The following is a 16,720-nucleotide window of genomic DNA, read 5'->3' on the forward strand; positions in this document are numbered from 1 at the left end:
GCGACGGCGTTGTCATGCCGAACGTCGGTTCAGCCCCGCGTGTGCGGGGAACACATGGTCAGCGATGTCGTGTTCGCCGTTCCGTCCGGTTCAGCCCCGCGTGTGCGGGGAACACTGGAAACTCCAGCATGAAGGTCAGCTCCCGAGCGGTTCAGCCCCGCGTGTGCGGGGAACACATGCACGCCACGACGCAGGACGAGCATCCCGTCGGTTCAGCCCCGCGTGTGCGGGGAACACGAGAAGATCACGCTCGTCGACAAGGAGACCGGCGGTTCAGCCCCGCGTGTGCGGGGAACACCCTGTCACGCCGCCACGGAGCCACAGCCCAAGCGGTTCAGCCCCGCGTGTGCGGGGAACACCCGTCGCGCCCGCAGGGAACGGACTGAAAGCCCGGTTCAGCCCCGCGTGTGCGGGGAACACTCTCGCATGTAGTTGCGCATGCGCTCCGGTCGCGGTTCAGCCCCGCGTGTGCGGGGAACACGGGTTTCTTATCCTATTGGCCTTGACCGCCGCCGGTTCAGCCCCGCGTGTGCGGGGAACACCTGGCCTGGGGATGCCAGCTCATCTCGCCCAGCGGTTCAGCCCCGCGTGTGCGGGGAACACACCGACATGGAGATCCTGAAGGTCTCCGCCGACGGTTCAGCCCCGCGTGTGCGGGGAACACTTCCATCTCGCGTGACCAGTCCTGCGCTAAGGCGGTTCAGCCCCGCGTGTGCGGGGAACACGCCCGTGAACTTGACCCACACGACTATGCGAGCGGTTCAGCCCCGCGTGTGCGGGGAACACGATCTAGGTCGGCCTCTTCGCTTCTGCTCGTTCGGTTCAGCCCCGCGTGTGCGGGGAACACGACGGTAATGACCGTCACAGAGCGCCGACTGACGGTTCAGCCCCGCGTGTGCGGGGAACACGCGAGGAGATCATCGGCGATTGCCGGTTGATTCGGTTCAGCCCCGCGTGTGCGGGGAACACCGCATCAGTGTTTCGACCTGGGACAGGTATTCCGGTTCAGCCCCGCGTGTGCGGGGAACACACGTCGCTGTTCTTCCTGATGATGCCGTAGGGCGGTTCAGCCCCGCGTGTGCGGGGAACACCTGAGCTCCACATCGGCGCCGGAGGTGTTGTCCGGTTCAGCCCCGCGTGTGCGGGGAACACTTGGCCTTGGTCCTGGTCTGGTTCATGAAGACCGGTTCAGCCCCGCGTGTGCGGGGAACACGACGTGGGAGTCGTCGTGCTCCGGCGTCCAGCCGGTTCAGCCCCGCGTGTGCGGGGAACACTGCTCACCAGCCGTTCGGGGCGCTCGTCCACGCGGTTCAGCCCCGCGTGTGCGGGGAACACTCTTCCTGGAAATCATTGTTCCAGCATCGTATTTTCGGTGTCAAAGAACGCACCGGCTTTCGGTGCCCGTTTTGCAGAGCAGAACTGACCCCAAGGATGCGCCTTTTAACGCTGCGATCAACCCTCTCTCAGGCCTCATCCCCGGCCGGCTCGAAGCCGAGGCCGGTGAGCGCATCATAGGAGAGGCCGACGGCGCGGCCTGTCGGCTCCGTGCCCCGCCGGCCGAGCGCCCTGAAGCCGCTGTCTCCGGCGGCGAGTGGCAGCAGCACCGCCGCATCGCCGACGTCGCGCCAGAGCGCTTCGATCCCGGCGGCCGCCCGTTCGATGGCCGGCTCATAGTCTCCCCGCCCGCCGACTCGCGCCGTCCGGACACGGACTTCCGAAAGCGCCCAGGCGCGCGCTAGTGCTCGCTGCGCCGCCTCCGGCCCGCTCCAGACGGGCGTTACCGGCGCATAGGGAACGAGGGCGCCGGCCTCGATCCGCGCAAGGCGCAGGATCGTCTGCGGATCGCCAAGCCGGGTCGGGATGAGGGCGTCGCTGGTCCAGGTGCCGCTGTCCTCGTGATAGCCCGTCGCAAGATCGAGCGTGTTCTGTCGCCCTGTGGCCGCCTCGGCGAGTTCGCCGCCATGCGCCGTGTCGTGCCGATTCAGCAGGCCCGGCGGAATCGCGGTGTCGGCATCGCCGCGATAGACGGCCTCGACCAGATCGCGAACGCTGCCCGGTGTTGCCAGTTCGCCGGCTTCGAATATCTGGCGCGCCGTCAGCCACAGGCGGCCATGGTCCCTGTAGACAAAGGCGGCGCGGGGAAACATCGTCTTGAACCACCGGTCGTCGGCGTCATCGGCCGGTTCGGGCGCGACGACCAGAAGTTCCGGCGCAGTGACGGGCCGTTCCCGTCCGGGATGACGCCACAGCCGCCCGGCGCGCTGGATGAGAAGATCCATCGGCGCGAGATCCGTCACGAGGCAATCGAAGTCGAGGTCGAGGCTCTGCTCCACCACCTGCGTTGCAACAAGCACGCGGCCGAGCCCCGTTTCGGAGCATCTGCGTTCTCGCGGTTCCGAGGCCTTGCCGAAGGCGGTCAGAACCTCGCCCTCACGCCGGAGCCGGTCCGTCATGGCGAAGCGGGCGTGAAACAGCATGGGGGCGAGGCCGCGCCGGGCAAGTTCCGCGTGGGCGGCAAGCGCATCGTCGACCGTGTTGCGGACATAGGCAGCGGTCGCCCCGGATCTGGCCGCCGCCTCGATCGCATCAAGCGCCTCCGCTTCGCTCTCGAGCCGTGCGACCGGCAATCTCCGTTCCAGCACCTTGCGCGTGGCAAGCGCCGTGCAGTCGACCGTTCCGTCGTTGCTGGCGATCGTGACGAGTGGATAACGGTCGGACCTCTCTCGCCATCTCGCTCTTGTCCGATTTGCGCTGTGGAAAGCCTTGACGAGTTTTTCCTTGGTCTTTTCCGGCAGGGTGGCCGACAGCACGATCGTGCTGCCGCCGGCGGCCGCGTGGAAGGCGATGAGCTTTTCCAGCTCCGCGCTCTCATACGCGTCATAGGCATGGGCCTCATCGACGATGAGCACCCGGCGCGACAGGCCGAACTGGCGCAGCGCCGCGAATTTCGCCGGCAGGACGGCAAGGAAGGCCTGGTCGATCGTGCCGACCCCGACATCGGCGAAGAAGGCCTTGCGCCTGTCGTCCGCGATGAACGCCGCGCAGGCGGCCGAGGCTGTTAGCTCGTCGTCTCGCAGCCTGCCTCTGGCATGCGTCTCCTCGCTGCCTGTCTCCAGAATGCTGGCAACGAAGCCCTCATGCAGCTCGCGCGCGCCATGGGCGAGGACAAGGGAGGGCGAGGTTTGGGTGTCGAAGAGACGTCGATAGAGGGTCCCCAACCGGTCGTACATGGCATTCGCGGTCGCCATGGTCGGCAGCGCGACAAAAAGGCCGTCGGCTCTATCTTGCTGCATCAGACGGTGGGCAAGGATCAGCGCGGCCTCGGTCTTGCCGGCACCAGTCACATCCTCGACGAGAATGAGGCAAGGACCTGCCTGAGGCAGGGCGACCTTCTCGGCGAAGGCCTGCAGGGGACTGGGCCTGGAAAGGGTCGGCGCAAGGGCGGCAAGCCCCGTCGCGCTGGACGGCCTCCGATGGGCCAGTCCCGAGACCGCGAGTGCTTTTCGCGCGCGGGGCCGAGCGATCGTCTCCAGATAGTCGGCCACGGACAAATCCGGTGCCTCATAACAAAAGATCGAGGCATTGGAGCCGATCCAGTCGGCAAGATTGACGAAGCCCGCAAGCTGCCATGACAGGCGGCGTGCGGCACGCTCGCCAAGCGTCAGTGTCATCGGGGGCTTGTCGAGGAAGGCGCCCGCCATCTCCATCAGGAATGCATCGGCCGAAGCGACCGCTGGTGCGCCAACTTCGGAAATGGACGTGTCGGCGCTTGGTCTTGGTCGTCCGTGATGACAACAGACCGCAGGCAGCATGGCCAGCCATGCCTCATGAGAAAGGCCTGGCACCAGCGCCCGGAGCCGCCTGAAAAGAGGGCCTTCGAGCAGCGCGCGACCGATCGCCGTGTGATCCCCGTCCGGCATTTGGCTTGCAACCACGCCAAGCGACTCGGGAAAAAGCTCCGGCACCTTGGCCTGAAACCCGCGTGAGAATTTACCGATGTCGTGCAGGGCCGCGAGAAAGACCAGAAAGCGCTCCGCTTCCTTCGTCGGCGCCCCGCTTTCGCCCGCCACTCGATTGACCAGCGCAGGAAAAATCCGCAGCAGCTCTTCGCCGGCAGCCGCAACGTCCATGCAATGATAGGAAACCGGATGGCAGCGCGTGCTCCGATCAACAGTCGGCCGCGCCTTGCCCCAATAATCGAGATGCATGTCCGATGCTCGTCTGTTTCTGTTCCGGAAGCCCTTGTTGAGGAGGGAGGGGACCCGGCCAACCAGATATACAGGTATCAATAGCGGGCAAGACTGACGCAAGTCGCGTCGAAAGTCCCTTGAGCTTGAGCTGCAGCGAGTGAACCGACCTTGGATTGATATATTAGGTCGAGACAAAAATATTATTTAAATAGAAGCGATAATTATTAATGTATTTTAATGTATATAAATCTCATGGAAGAATTTTATCCAGGAAATTCGCGCATCCAAGGGTGTGTTTATATTTTAGGATTGAGCTGAGGGAATTGACGGCTGCTAAGTCATATAGGGTGATTTGGGTATATATAAGGTGGGCTATTCCAAGGATGGCAGGTTATTTCATGGAGACACCCGAGCGACCATGGTTGGGAGTATGTTTTCAATCTAGGACTTCGGTCATCAGTCAACAAAGCAATGGACCGAGACAGCAGAATTTCGGCTAGTGCTCAGAGCGACGGAACTCATGCTTTGGCCGGCTCCGATCTATGGAAAGTCTACGGTGGTCGAACCAACCATGGCTCAAAGACCGACTCTGCGCTACGTTTTATGCCGGACCAACCGGTGGGGCAGACCACAAGAGGGGGCATTTGAGATGAAGATTGTTTCTGGCAGGCTCTACGGGGCTCTGCGCTCGGCCGGCTTATCGGATGAAGATTCCCTTGCGGCTACCGAAGAGGTTGCTGGCTGTATGCTCGGCAGTCGTGGGAGATCTTCTAGCTGCAATCAAAACTTGCTGGCCCTCAGCAGGGAACTGAAACAGTTGCAATGGACGCTTTTTCTGCAGCTGCTGCTCTTGCTCTCCATTCTTGTTTTGCTGCCATAGTCCTCTGGATGGTGTGATTTTCAATTCGGACATCTGTTCTGAGACGGCGATCCGATCGGAGAATATTCCTTTTTGCTGAAACTTGACCAATGGGCAATGTTGCCGAGTGATGTATCGTGTTGCAAAGTAGAGACTTATTTCATTTAAATTATTGAAATAAAATGGTTTTATGGTGAAGTAGCAGAGTTTCATCCTCGATGCTGTCGAACAGGCGCTGCATGATCGCCAGCCGGCTCATCGCGGCGGCCTCGTGCACCATTCGGACCGCGGATCGCAATATGTCAGCATCCGCTATACCGAGCGCTTGGTGGAAGCCGGCATCGAGCCTTCCGTCTGCAGCGTCGGAGATAGTGCAGCCTGCCCTCGGGCTCGACCCGGGGGACAACGCGCTCGCTGAGACGATCAACGGCTTCCATAAAGCCGAAGTGATCGATAGACGCGGACCATGGCGAAGCTTCGAGACAGCCGAGTTGGCCACTCAGACCTGGGTGGACTGGTTCAATAAGAGCCGATTGGTGGAGCCCATCGGTAATGTCCCGCCGGCCGAAGCATAGGAACGCTTCTCCGCCAAGCTCACTGAGGCGGAGATGGCGGCGTAACTTAGGACGAACGGCCCTCCCGCAGGCCCGGAGCGGTTCAGATGTCTTTGATGGCCTTCGCCGTCGGCCCATTCTGTATCTCGGATCTCCGTCTCATCTTCGCTCTTTGGAGGACTGGGATGAGCCAGAAATCCTCCTCTATCCGTTACGCCGAAACTGTCTCATTGGCGCTGAACACCGACAGTCTTTCGACGTGGAATGCTGCCGGGTTGCTCGGCGGATTTTCCTCATCAGCTGCTCGTTGGGCATTTCGGTGCTCAAGAATTCATTTCTCAGTTTCGTATGTTCGTCAGTGCGAAGAGCCCTCTGTGTTCCTGAATTTCCAGCCGCAAGTCAGGGCGATCGAAGCCGACGAGATTCGGTCTTGACGGTTTCAATAAATCTATCTACCGTCTGAAGAATTCAAGAAATCGACATGCGATGTGTAGATTTTTATGACGACCTCCGCCAAAGACAGAAATCCCTTCTCGATAGGCCATGTCGCACGCGTCACGGGCGTAGCGGTCTCGACGCTGCGGACCTGGGAAAATCAGGGATTGATCACGCCGTTCAAGTCGGACGGCGGTCATCGCTCGTTTTCCATGGAGGACATCGAGAAAGTTCGTCAGATCGAGCGCCTTCGGCGTGTCTCGGGTTTGGGGCTCTCGGCCATCCGGCGCGAGCTGCAGGGTCAGGAAGAGACCTTGCCGAAGCCGTCCGAGCAGTCAGTCCCGGACGGCGGAACCTGGGCCGACTTCAATCGCATCGGTGCCAAGGTTCGTGCCTTGCGAAAGAGTGCCGATATGTCGCTGCGCGAGCTTTCGGAGCGCACCGAAATCGGGCAGTCGCATCTCAGCATGTTCGAAAGGGGGCAGGCGTTCCTGTCGCCGGCCCGTCTGAGTGCCATCGGTGCGGTATTCTCCTGTTCGTTGGCCGAGTTGCTCGGAGGAACCAACGAGCCGGACAGTCCCATCGTGCGCCATGGTAAGGGGCGGCTGGTCGGCTCCTTCGGACCGGGCGTCACCATCGAGCAGCTGACCGTGTCGCGCCGGTTGATGGACGCTGAAGTCTGGACAATCAAGCCGGGCAGGGAGAGCGACGGCTTCTACTCCCACGAAGGCGAAGAGCTGATCTATGTGCTGGATGGTAAGCTCGAGATCACGCTGGCCGGGCGGCAGCCCGAAGTGCTCGGTCGCGGCGACGGCGCCTATTTCAGCAGCCGGCTTGATCACCGTTGGCGCAATGCCGGCGACAGCGACGCGGTCGTCCTTTGGGTCAATACCGACAGTCACCGCCTCGGATCGATGAGCTTTGAAAAGGCTGATCATCGGATTGGCCTGGGCGCGCGGATCGGTGGCGGACTTGGCGAAGGCTCGCCGAGCATCGTGCTGGATGATGGCACGCAGACCTACCGTGTCGTTGAGACCCATACCGGAGGCCATCCGACCCGTATCCTGATTGAGCCTCTCGACGGGCTCGACGGGCCGATGGTCGCGGACAAGGTGGAGCAGTTCCGCGCGCGTCACGATCATCTCCGCAGCCTTCTGCTGCAGGAGCCCCGCGGTCACGCCGGGTCCTTTGGCCTCGTCCCTGTCCAGTCGAACGTCGCGGATTTCGGAGCAATGTTCCTGGCGTCCTATGGCTATCCGGCCATGTGCGGGCATGCCGTCATCGGGCTTGCCAAGGCCCTGAAGGCGCTTGGCCGGCTGCGCGGCCGCGATCGGTTCACCGTAGAAGTCCCGGCTGGTGTGGTGACCGTTCACCTGGATGAGGCGACCGACGACGTCAGTCTCGATCTGCCCGCGTGGCTGCTCGGACCCGCCGACGATGTGGAGGCTGGCGGACGGACGATCCGTGTCCAGCCGGCCTTTGGCGGGCTGTGCTACGGCCTCATCGACGCGGGTGAAGTCGGGCTCGATCTGACGAAGGAAGGTGTCGACGCATTGTTGACGCTGGCGGATGCGATCAAATCGGCATGGAACCGGGGCGAGGGCGGCTACGGCGCTCCGCTGGACGCGGTGCTCTTCTGTCAGGAACCGCATGATGGCCTGCCGCGGCAATTCCTCGCCATCGACAAGCACAAATTCGACCGGTCGCCCGGCGTGACAGGGCTTGCCGCCCGCATGGCGCAACTTCTGGCGCAGGGCCGGATCGTCCCCGGCGAGCGCTACCAGGTGGAAGGTCTTTTCGGCGGCCGGTTCGCCGGAGAAGTGCTGGCCGAAACAATCCAGGGCAATTCCGACGCTGCCTGCACGGTCCGCGTGGCCGGGCGGGCCAACATTCACGGCGTCACCACGCTGGTGCTCGAGAAGGACGATCCCTTGGGCAGCGGCTTCTGAGACATGCCGTCATCCCGCCGAGGCAAATGAGCGTCTCGGCAAGGTTGGAAGCCGGCCAATGACTTGGAGCATCGCGCAGTCCGTGATGGCTGGCGTGACGCTCACGAGACCAAAAAAAGCCAATCAAAACCAGAGGAGAACATCATGCGTTTCAGACTACCTGCATTTCTCATGACGGCGTTGGCGGCCTTCCTGGTCCTTGCGTCCGCTGCAGTCCAGCCGGCCGCCGCGGCCGATCCCAATCTTGTGCTGGACCGCATCAAGTCGAGCGGCGAATTGCGCGTTCCGGTCATGGTCGGCGAGGAGCCGGGCTATATCCGCGATCGCAACACCGGAGAATGGACCGGTTTCTATATGGATTGGTCGCATGACATCGCCGATCTTCTCGGCGTGAAGGTCGTGCCGGTCGAGACGACCTGGGGCAACCTCGCCGCCGATTTCCAGGCGGGCAAGATCGACATCGCCTTCGGCCTCAATCCGAACCCGAAGCGCGGTCTTGTCGTCGACTACCTGAACGCGCCGCTTTTCACGGACGCCTGGGCGATCGTCGTGAAGCCCGGCTTTGACAAGAAGACCTGGAAGGACCTCAACGATCCGTCCGTCCATCTTGTCGTCCAGAAGGGCGGCACCATGCAGGTTGTCGCCGAGGCGCTGACGCCGAAGGCCCAGATCACGCCTGTCGAGGAGCGCCCGCTCGGCGTGATGGAACTCCAGGCCGGCCGCGGCGATGCGATGATCGTCTCGATCTTCGATGCCGCGCAGATCGCCAAGCAGACGGGCTTCAAGGTGATCCTGCCGACGCCGATGCTGCTCAATCCGGCCACCATTGGCGTGCGCCGCGAGGAGGGCAATGAGGGCTACGAAAACTGGCTGACCAACTGGGTCAACCAGCAGCGCGCCCTCGGTCTGGCCCAGGGCAAGCTCTACAAGGCCTTCGAGGACCACGGCATCGATCTCTCGATGCTCCCGGCCGAGTTCAGCTTCTGATCTCGATCCAACACCGGCCGGGAAGGGGCGCTGCGTCGCTTCCCGGTCTCTTTTCCCAGCTCCCTTGACGAGGCTTCCGTGTTCGACTGGTCCGTCATCGCGCAGAATATCGACCTGATCGGGGTCGGGCTGCTCGTCACGCTCAAATACACTGTCGTGACCTGCGTTCTTGGCCTGATGATCGGCCTCGTCGTCGCTCTGGCGCAGCTCACGGAGATCCGGCTGATCCGCCTGGCAGGTCGGCTCTTCGTTGAATTCTTCCGCAACGTGCCCCTGTTGGTGTGGCTGTTGTGGTCCTATTACGCGCTGCCGATTTTCGCGGGCATCAATATCTCCAAGGAGGCGGCGGCCATTCTGGCGCTCAGTCTCTACGGCGCCTCTTACTATGCTGAGATCCTGCGCGCCGGCATTCAATCGCTGGATGCAGGGCAGAACGATGCGGCCAGGGCCCTCGGTATGTCGCCGGTCCAGGCCATGCGCCGGATCATCCTGCCGCAGGCCTTCCGCAACATGATCCCGCCGCTCGCGGGCCAGACGATCATCCAGATGAAGAACACGACGCTGCTGTCGGTGATCACGGTTCCGGACCTTCTCTACCAGGCAAGCTACGTCGCCTCCTTCACCTATCGTCCGATGGAGATCTACACGGCCATCGGCATCGTCTTCCTGATCATCCTGATCCCGTCGAATTACCTGGCGCGCAAACTGGAGGCGCATCAGCGATGACCCAGCATTCTCCCGACACGCAGAAGCCGCCATTGGTACAAATCACCGGGGTCAGAAAGCAGTTCGGCAAGCACGAGGTGCTCAAAGGCATCGACCTGACCGTTCACGAGGGCGAAGTGGTGGCCCTTCTGGGCTCCAGCGGCTCGGGCAAGACCACGCTGCTCCGCTGCGTCAACCTCCTCGAAGAGCCAACATCGGGCCGGATCGACATCGGCGGCAGGCCGATCTTCCATACCAGTGACGGCGTCGACCACGCCCGCCTGCGCGCCTCCGAAATCGCCGCGATGCGCAGCCGGGTCGGCATGGTCTTCCAGCAGTTCAACCTCTTTCCGCACATGAACGTTCTCGCCAATGTCATGGAGGGGCCGCGGACCGTCCTGAAGATGGACGAAAAGACGAGCCGTGAGAGCGCGCTCGATTTTCTCGCCAAGGTCGGGATGGCTGATTTCGCCGATCGAATGCCGTCGAACCTTTCCGGCGGCCAGAAGCAACGCGTTTCGATCGCCAGAGCGCTCAACATGCGCCCCGCCGTCATCCTGTTCGACGAGCCGACCTCGGCGCTCGACCCCGAACTGGTCGGCGAGGTGCTGAACACCATGATTGCGCTCGCCAAGGAGGGCATGACCATGCTGGTCGTGACTCACGAGCTCGGCTTTGCCCTGGAGGTCGCGAGCCGCGTCGTCTTCCTCGACCAGGGCACGATTGCCGCCGAAGGGCCGCCGGCGGATGTCCTCCTTCACCCGACGAACGAGCGCGTCCTCTCCTTCGTCAACCGCTTTCACGCAACGGCCGAATTGATGCGGCCGCTGCTCGAAACCTGATCACGACCAAACCAAATCTGGAAGGCACGATGGCCAAGACCAACTGGCAGGGCATCCATTCTGTCCTGGTGACTCCGTTCGACTCGAACGGTGCAATCGATTTCGCCCGGTTCGAGGAACTGGTCGATCGCAACATCGCGGCCGGCGCGGACGGTGTGATCGTTTGCGGCAGCACCGGCGAGTTCTATGCAATGACCGTGGAGGAGCGAGACGCGCTGTTCCGCTCGACAGTGTCGGCAACAGCGCGGCGCGTGCCGGTGCTCGCTGGCGTCTCCGATCTCAGCCTCGATGTCACGTTCGACCTCTGTGGCCGCGCCAAAGCCGCCGGCTGTGACGGCATCCTGGCCCTGCCGCCGATCTACGCCAAGCCGGATCTGCGCGAGGCCGAGCACTTCTACCGGCGCCTTTCGGCGCTCTGCGACCTGCCGATCATGCTCTACAACAGCCCGGCAAGGCTCGGCGTCAATCTGCTGCCCGAACTCGTCGACAAGCTCGCCGATCTGCCTAATGTCGTCGCCATCAAGGATTCGTCGGCCGACATCCAGCAGGTGACGGAGCTCTGCGCCCGGGTCAAGGATCGCCTCGCTGTCTTCGTCGGCTACGAGACGATGATCCGCTCCGCCCTCCCGGTTGGCTGCAGCGGCGTTGTCGCCATGGCGCATCAGCTGTCCGGCAGGCTCGTGCGGACCTACTACGACGCCTGCGCGGCGGGCGACACGGCAACCGCCGACAAGCTGGAGCTGGCGCTCTTCGCCATCTACGGCTGCTTCAAGTCCGGCAGCTTCTACGCCGGCATCAAGGCGGCGATGAACGAACTCGGCCAGCCGGTCGGCGATCCGCGCGAACCTCTGCTGCCATTTTCGGACGCCCAGGTTTCCAAGGTCCGCGACCTGCTTCAGGGCGCCAATGTCCAGCAGATCATCAAGGAACTCGCTTAGCATCATGCGTTCCACCCGCATCATCCAGGGAATCGACTCCCACACGGCCGGCTGTCCGCTGCGCCTCATCACCTCCGGTTTCGGCCCGATTCGGGGATCCACGATGGTGGAGAAGCGCGCCGATCTGATGACCCGCGACTGGCTGCGCCAGCTCGTGCTATTCGAGCCGCGCGGCAGCTTCAACATGCCGGCGGCGGTCCTCACCGAGGCATGCTCGCCCGATGCCGATATCGGCATGATCATCCTTGAGCCGGACACCTATCCGCCGATGTGCGGCCACTGCGCCATGGCCGTTGCGACCATCTCGGTCGAGGCCGGCTATATCACCGCCGAGGAAGGCGAGACGCTGGTGCGGCTCGATACGCCGGCTGGCGTCGTCCCGGCGCGTGTGCGCGTCGAGAACGGCCGGGCCGCGTCCGTGACACTGGAGATGCCGGCAAGCTTCCTTTACCGGCGCGATGTCCAGCTCACCACGCCGTCCTTCGGCACGGTGTGCGGCGATATCGCTTTCGGCGGTGACTTCTATTTCATCGTCGAGGCGGCCGATCTCGGCCTGACGCTGACGCCCGGCAATGCCTGGGCGCTGGTTGGCGCTGCGGCCGAACTGCGCGCGGCACTCAAGGACGTTCCCGTGCAACATCCGACCCTCGCTCACGTCAACGAGATCTACCAGATCGAGATCGTCGGCCCCGGTGACGGCCCGTCCACGGACGGCAAGAATGTCGTGGTTTGCCCGCCGACGGTGATCGACCGCTCTCCCTGTGGCACCGGCACGGCCTCGCGCATGGCGATGCTCCACGCCAAGGGCGAGCTTGGCGTCGGCGACAGCTTCCGCCACGCAGGCATTCTCGACACGGTGTTTCGCGGTGAGATCCATGGCGAGACCAAGGTCGGCGACCTGCCGGCCATCCAGTGTACGGTGACGGGCTCGGCCTATCTCACCGGCAGCTTCAACTTCTTCCTCGACCCCCACGATCCGTTCCAGTCCGGTTTCCGGCTGACCGGCGTGTGAGGTCTCGCATTACGGTGCAAGCAATGTCCCTGAATTTCGATCCGAACGGCCTGACACTGCCGTTCGGTCACCTCATCGATGGCGAACGCGTTGCTGCTGGCGGCGCGGAGATCCCAGTCGCCCGGCCGTCCGACGGCCGGGAGGTCGGCCGCATTCACGCCGCGGATGCAGACCTCGTGGACCGGGCGGTGCAGGCCGCGCACAGGGCATTCCGGACCTCCGGATGGGCCGAAGCCGATCCGTTGGAACGGGCGGCGGTCCTGAAACGATGGGCCGATCTCATCGACGCCCGCCGCATTGAGATCGCGCGCATCGAGGCGGCCACGACCACCCGTCCGGTCGAGGATCTCGTCAATCGCGATCTCGTCCGGGCCGCCGGCGCCCTTCGTTATTTCGCCGAATGGGCCGACAAGGTCGAGGGTTCGCTGCTGGCGACGGCCGCCGGGCGCACATCGATGGTGAAGCCGGAACCCTGGGGCGTCATCGCCTCGATCGCGCCGTTCAATTTCCCGGCCATCAACGCGATCTGGAAATCGGCGCCGGCGCTCGCGGTCGGCAATGCCGTCGTGCTGAAGCCCTCCGAGATGACGCCGTGTTCGGCCGTTGTGATGGCGGAACTGGCACTGGAGGCCGGTCTGCCGCGCGGTCTCTTCAACGTGATCCAGGGCGCGGGCGCGACCGGCTCGGCGCTGGTACGCCATCCGCTGGTCTCCAAGATCACCTTCACCGGCTCGTCCGCCACGGGGGCGCGCGTCATGGCGGATGCGGCCGAGACGGGGACCAAGCCGGTGACGCTGGAGCTTGGCGGCAAGTCGCCCCAACTGGTCTTGAAGGACGTCCGTAATCTGGATGCAGTGGCGCTCAATGTCGCCAACGGTTTTCTCGCCAATGCCGGGCAGGTGTGCACGGCAGGCACGCGGCTGATCGTGCCGGAAACGCTGCACGACGACCTCCTGGAGCGCGTGATTTCCATCGCCAACGGTCGCCGGGCAGGGCCGACCTGGCAGACCGGCAACACCATGCCGCCGATCATTTCGGAGAAGCAGGCGCAGCGGATCGACGCGATGCTGGCCGAGACCGTGTCGGATGGAGCCGAGGTCATGGCCGGCGGCGGCCGCGATCCGAGCCAGAATGCCGGCGCCTATTATCGTCCGACGATCCTGCGCGGCGTTCCCGAACACTCGATCGGCTTTCGCGGCGAGTTCTTCGGTCCCGTTCTCTCGGTCTACACCTATGCCGACGAGGAGGAGGGCATCGCCATGGCGAACCATCCTCTCTACGGCCTCGCGGCGAGCGTCTACACCGACGATGCGGGCAAGGCGCTGAGCCTGCCCTCGCGTATCGATGCGGGCACCGTCTGGGTGAATGCCCATGGCCGGCAGCCTGATTTTGCAACGCCACAGGGCGGCTTCAAGGGGTCGGGTTTCGGCAAGGAAATGGGGCGCGCGGGCCTCGAGAGCTTCCTTCGTTTCAAGACGGTCTGGCTTCAGCACGGTTGATGACATGAGCAAAACATCGTTCGACTACATCGTGGTTGGTGGCGGGGCCGCCGGCGCGGTGCTGGCCAGCCGGCTATCGGAAAACTCTGCCTTCTCGGTCGCGCTCATCGAGGCCGGGCCGGATTTCGAGCCGGGGGAGGAGCCCGAGGACATTCTCGATTCCTATCCGATCGTTGCCTACTTCAATCGCAGCTATCACTGGCAGAACATCAAGGTGCACCTTGCAACGCCGCGCACCGGAGGCGAGGAGGGACGGCGCTACGAGCAGGCCCGGGTGATGGGCGGCGGCACGAGCATCAATGGCCAGTTTGCCTTTCGCGGTCTGCCCTGGGACTACGAAGACTGGGCGGCGGTAGGTGCCGACGGCTGGAACTGGGACGCCGTTCTGCCCTATTTCCGCAAGCTCGAAACGGATCTCGACTACGGCGATCAGTCGATGCACGGCAACAGTGGGCCCCTGCCGCTGCGCCGCATTCCGGAAGAGCAATGGTCGCCGTTCAGCAAGGCCGCCGCCGCGGCACTGCGCCGCCAGGGTGAGGAGAACATCCGCGACCACAACGGCGTGACCAGCGACGGCTTCTTTCCTATGACGATCAACAACGTCGACGGCAAGCGCGTGACCGCAGCCCGCGCCTACCTGACAAGGGATGTGCGCCAGCGCCCCAATTTGACGATCCTCGGACGCACCGAAATGCGTGAGGTCCTCTTTGAGGGCAAGCGCGCGGTCGGCGTCAAGGTTCGGGATGCGTCGGGCGAACGGGACCTCAAGGCGCGTGAGGTCATCCTCTCGGCCGGTGCGTTGCAGAGCCCGGCCATCCTTCTGCGCGCCGGTATCGGTGCGGCCCATCATCTGCGCGATCTCGGTCTTGAGGTGCGTGCCGACCGGCCGGGCGTGGGTCAGAACCTGCAGGACCATCCGATGGTGGCGCTTGCGGCCTATTTGCCGAAGCCCGCGCGTCTTCCGCCCACCATGCGTCGACATATCCAGATGGGTTATCGCTATAGTTCTGGAAAGCCGCGCACCTCGGCAGGCGACATGTTCATTCTGGCGTCCAACCGCGCAGCCTGGCATCCGCTCGGCCGCCGACTTGCCTCGATCCTCGTCTGTGTCAACCGGCCCTATTCGACGGGCGAGGTGAAGCTGACCTCCCTCGATCCCGACGCGTCGCCCTATATCGATTTCAAGCAACTCTCCGACGAGCGCGATCTGGTGCGGCTGGAGGACGGCATGCATCGCTTGTGGCGCATCATCAACGATCCGGCGATGAGCGGTATCGTGGAAAACGTGTTCCCGGCGACCTTCTCGGAACGCGTGCGCAAGCTTGGCGCCGTCAGTCGCAAGAACTGGTTCATGACGCTGATGGCGGCCGGCATCATGGGAATGGGTCCGACGGCCCGCAAGCTGATGATCGAGAATGTCATCACCCCGGATCTGCGGGTCGCGGAATTGATGAACTCCCCCAACATGCTGCGCTCGTGGATCATCGACAATACCTGCGGAAGCTGGCACGCGAGCGGCACCTGCCGTATCGGCAGGGCGTACGACAGGCAGGCCGTGGTCGATTCTAGAGCGCGCGTCATCGGCGTCGATGGCTTGCGTGTCGTCGATGCTTCGATCATGCCCTCGGTGATCAGCGGCAACACCATGCTGACGACGATCATGGCCGGCGAGAAGATTGCCGACGACATCAAGGCGGGCAACTGAGATGGCCCTCGCTCGACCATTCTCCGGATCGAATCGCTGGATCACCACCATCGACAGCCACACCGCCGGTCACCCGACGCGTGTCGTCACCGGTGGTCTGCCGCCGATCCCCGGCGGCACCGTGGCCGAGCGCTGCGAAACCTTCCGCTCGCACTATGACGACCTTCGGACCTTCCTGCTGCATGAACCGCGCGGGCACTCGGCCATGGTCGGCGTGGTGATGGTGGAAAGCGCTGTTGCCGATTTCGGCGCCTTCTTCCTTGCCAGCTACAAATATCTGGAGATGTGCGGTCACGCCACAATCGGGCTTGCGGTCACGCTCTATCATCTCGGCCTCATCGGCCCAGACGAAAACGGCAAGGCCGAGTTCACGCTGGAGGTGCCGGCCGGCGTCATTGCCCTTGCCGTCGATTTTGACGACGACCGCATTTCGGGCGTTTCCTTCGACAACGTGCCGGCCTTCGTGGCGGCGGAGAGTGTCGCCGTCGCCGCTCCCTCGGGAGAGATTGCAGCGGACATCGTCTATGGCGGCAACTGGTATGCCGTCGTTCCGGCCGAAGCGGCTGGCGTCACGCTGGAGCCTTCCGGCGTCGGGCGCGCGATGGAGATCGGCGCGGCGATCAAGCAGGACCTCAACGCGAAGATTGCGGAAGACACGGTTGCAGGCGTCAGCCGGCCTGTGGACAGCGTTCTTTTCTTTGCAGAAAGCGAAGAGGCGGGACGGCTCGTCAACCGGCAGCTCGTCGTGCTGGAATCCAACAAATTCGACCGGTCGCCATGCGGCACCGGAACCTCGGCGCGCCTTGCCCAGCTCATCCGCCGTGGCCGGCTTCAGGTGGGGGAAACGATCCGATCGCGCAACATCCTCGGCGTCGACTTCGAGGCCACCGCGCTGGCGGACGCCAGCCTGCCGGACGGTCGCATCCGTCCGCGCATCCGTGGGCTCGCCCATATCACTGGCATGCATGGCTTTGTCCTGACCGAAGGCGACCCGCTCGCCTCCGGCTTTCTGTGCCGATAGCCCCAATTCGATCAACTTCACGAA

12 protein-coding genes, 1 pseudogene and 1 CRISPR repeat array (1 of these 14 only partly in view) are annotated in these 16,720 nt (G+C 63.4%); of the genes and pseudogenes, 11 read left to right on the forward strand and 2 right to left on the reverse strand.

The window, feature by feature from the left end:
* Window positions 1–1,335: a CRISPR direct-repeat array (repeat unit 29 nt; unit sequence CGGTTCAGCCCCGCGTGTGCGGGGAACAC) (it extends 646 nt beyond the left edge of the window).
* A gap of 128 nt (window positions 1,336–1,463) precedes the next feature.
* Complete coding sequence (locus HDIA_RS04030) at window positions 1,464–4,208, reverse strand: CRISPR-associated helicase/endonuclease Cas3 (protein WP_099554608.1); 2,745 nt, start codon at window positions 4,206–4,208, stop codon at window positions 1,464–1,466.
* Between the two features lie 679 nt (window positions 4,209–4,887).
* On the reverse strand, window positions 4,888–5,262 hold the full coding sequence (locus tag HDIA_RS25140) for a hypothetical protein (protein ID WP_157775275.1): 375 nt from the start codon (window positions 5,260–5,262) through the stop codon (window positions 4,888–4,890).
* Between HDIA_RS25140 and HDIA_RS04040 the strand changes: the two are divergent.
* The 11 genes and pseudogenes from HDIA_RS04040 to HDIA_RS04085 all read left to right on the forward strand — a co-directional run.
* Window positions 5,258–5,624 (forward strand): annotated as a pseudogene (locus tag HDIA_RS04040) (DDE-type integrase/transposase/recombinase); the annotation flags it as partial. The gene HDIA_RS25140 and the pseudogene HDIA_RS04040 sit on opposite strands and share 5 nt — an antisense overlap.
* Before the next feature lie 164 nt (window positions 5,625–5,788).
* On the forward strand, window positions 5,789–6,037 hold the full coding sequence (locus tag HDIA_RS25145) for a hypothetical protein (protein WP_157775278.1): 249 nt from the start codon (window positions 5,789–5,791) through the stop codon (window positions 6,035–6,037).
* A 66-nt stretch (window positions 6,038–6,103) separates the two neighbouring features.
* Entirely contained in the window at window positions 6,104–7,987 is a 1,884-nt protein-coding gene (locus tag HDIA_RS04045) for a proline racemase family protein (RefSeq protein WP_099554615.1), read from the forward strand.
* Window positions 7,988–8,131: 144 nt separating this feature from the next.
* The gene (locus HDIA_RS04050; RefSeq protein ID WP_099554618.1) at window positions 8,132–8,974 is read left to right on the forward strand and encodes a transporter substrate-binding domain-containing protein; all 843 of its coding nucleotides are present in this window, start codon (window positions 8,132–8,134) and stop codon (window positions 8,972–8,974) included.
* A 78-nt stretch (window positions 8,975–9,052) separates the two neighbouring features.
* Window positions 9,053–9,700 carry an amino acid ABC transporter permease gene (locus HDIA_RS04055; RefSeq protein ID WP_099554621.1) on the forward strand — a complete coding sequence of 216 codons (648 nt, stop codon included), beginning with the start codon at window positions 9,053–9,055 and terminating at the stop codon, window positions 9,698–9,700.
* On the forward strand, window positions 9,697–10,521 hold the full coding sequence (locus HDIA_RS04060) for an amino acid ABC transporter ATP-binding protein (protein ID WP_099554624.1): 825 nt from the start codon (window positions 9,697–9,699) through the stop codon (window positions 10,519–10,521). Before HDIA_RS04055 ends, HDIA_RS04060 begins: the two co-directional genes overlap by 4 nt.
* 29 nt (window positions 10,522–10,550) lie before the next feature.
* Complete coding sequence (gene dapA, locus HDIA_RS04065; protein WP_099554626.1) at window positions 10,551–11,459, forward strand: 4-hydroxy-tetrahydrodipicolinate synthase; 909 nt, start codon at window positions 10,551–10,553, stop codon at window positions 11,457–11,459.
* 4 nt (window positions 11,460–11,463) lie between these two features.
* On the forward strand, window positions 11,464–12,471 hold the full coding sequence (locus HDIA_RS04070; RefSeq protein ID WP_099554629.1) for a proline racemase family protein: 1,008 nt from the start codon (window positions 11,464–11,466) through the stop codon (window positions 12,469–12,471).
* A 23-nt stretch (window positions 12,472–12,494) separates the two neighbouring features.
* Window positions 12,495–13,970 carry an aldehyde dehydrogenase family protein gene (locus HDIA_RS04075; protein ID WP_099554632.1) on the forward strand — a complete coding sequence of 492 codons (1,476 nt, stop codon included), beginning with the start codon at window positions 12,495–12,497 and terminating at the stop codon, window positions 13,968–13,970.
* 4 nt (window positions 13,971–13,974) lie between these two features.
* Window positions 13,975–15,675 carry a GMC family oxidoreductase gene (locus HDIA_RS04080; RefSeq protein WP_099554633.1) on the forward strand — a complete coding sequence of 567 codons (1,701 nt, stop codon included), beginning with the start codon at window positions 13,975–13,977 and terminating at the stop codon, window positions 15,673–15,675.
* A gap of 1 nt (window position 15,676) precedes the next feature.
* Entirely contained in the window at window positions 15,677–16,696 is a 1,020-nt protein-coding gene (locus HDIA_RS04085) for a proline racemase family protein (RefSeq protein WP_099554635.1), read from the forward strand.
* Window positions 16,697–16,720: the final 24 nt, after the last annotated feature.

This window comes from Hartmannibacter diazotrophicus (assembly GCF_900231165.1).
Lineage (GTDB): Bacteria > Pseudomonadota > Alphaproteobacteria > Rhizobiales > Pleomorphomonadaceae > Hartmannibacter > Hartmannibacter diazotrophicus.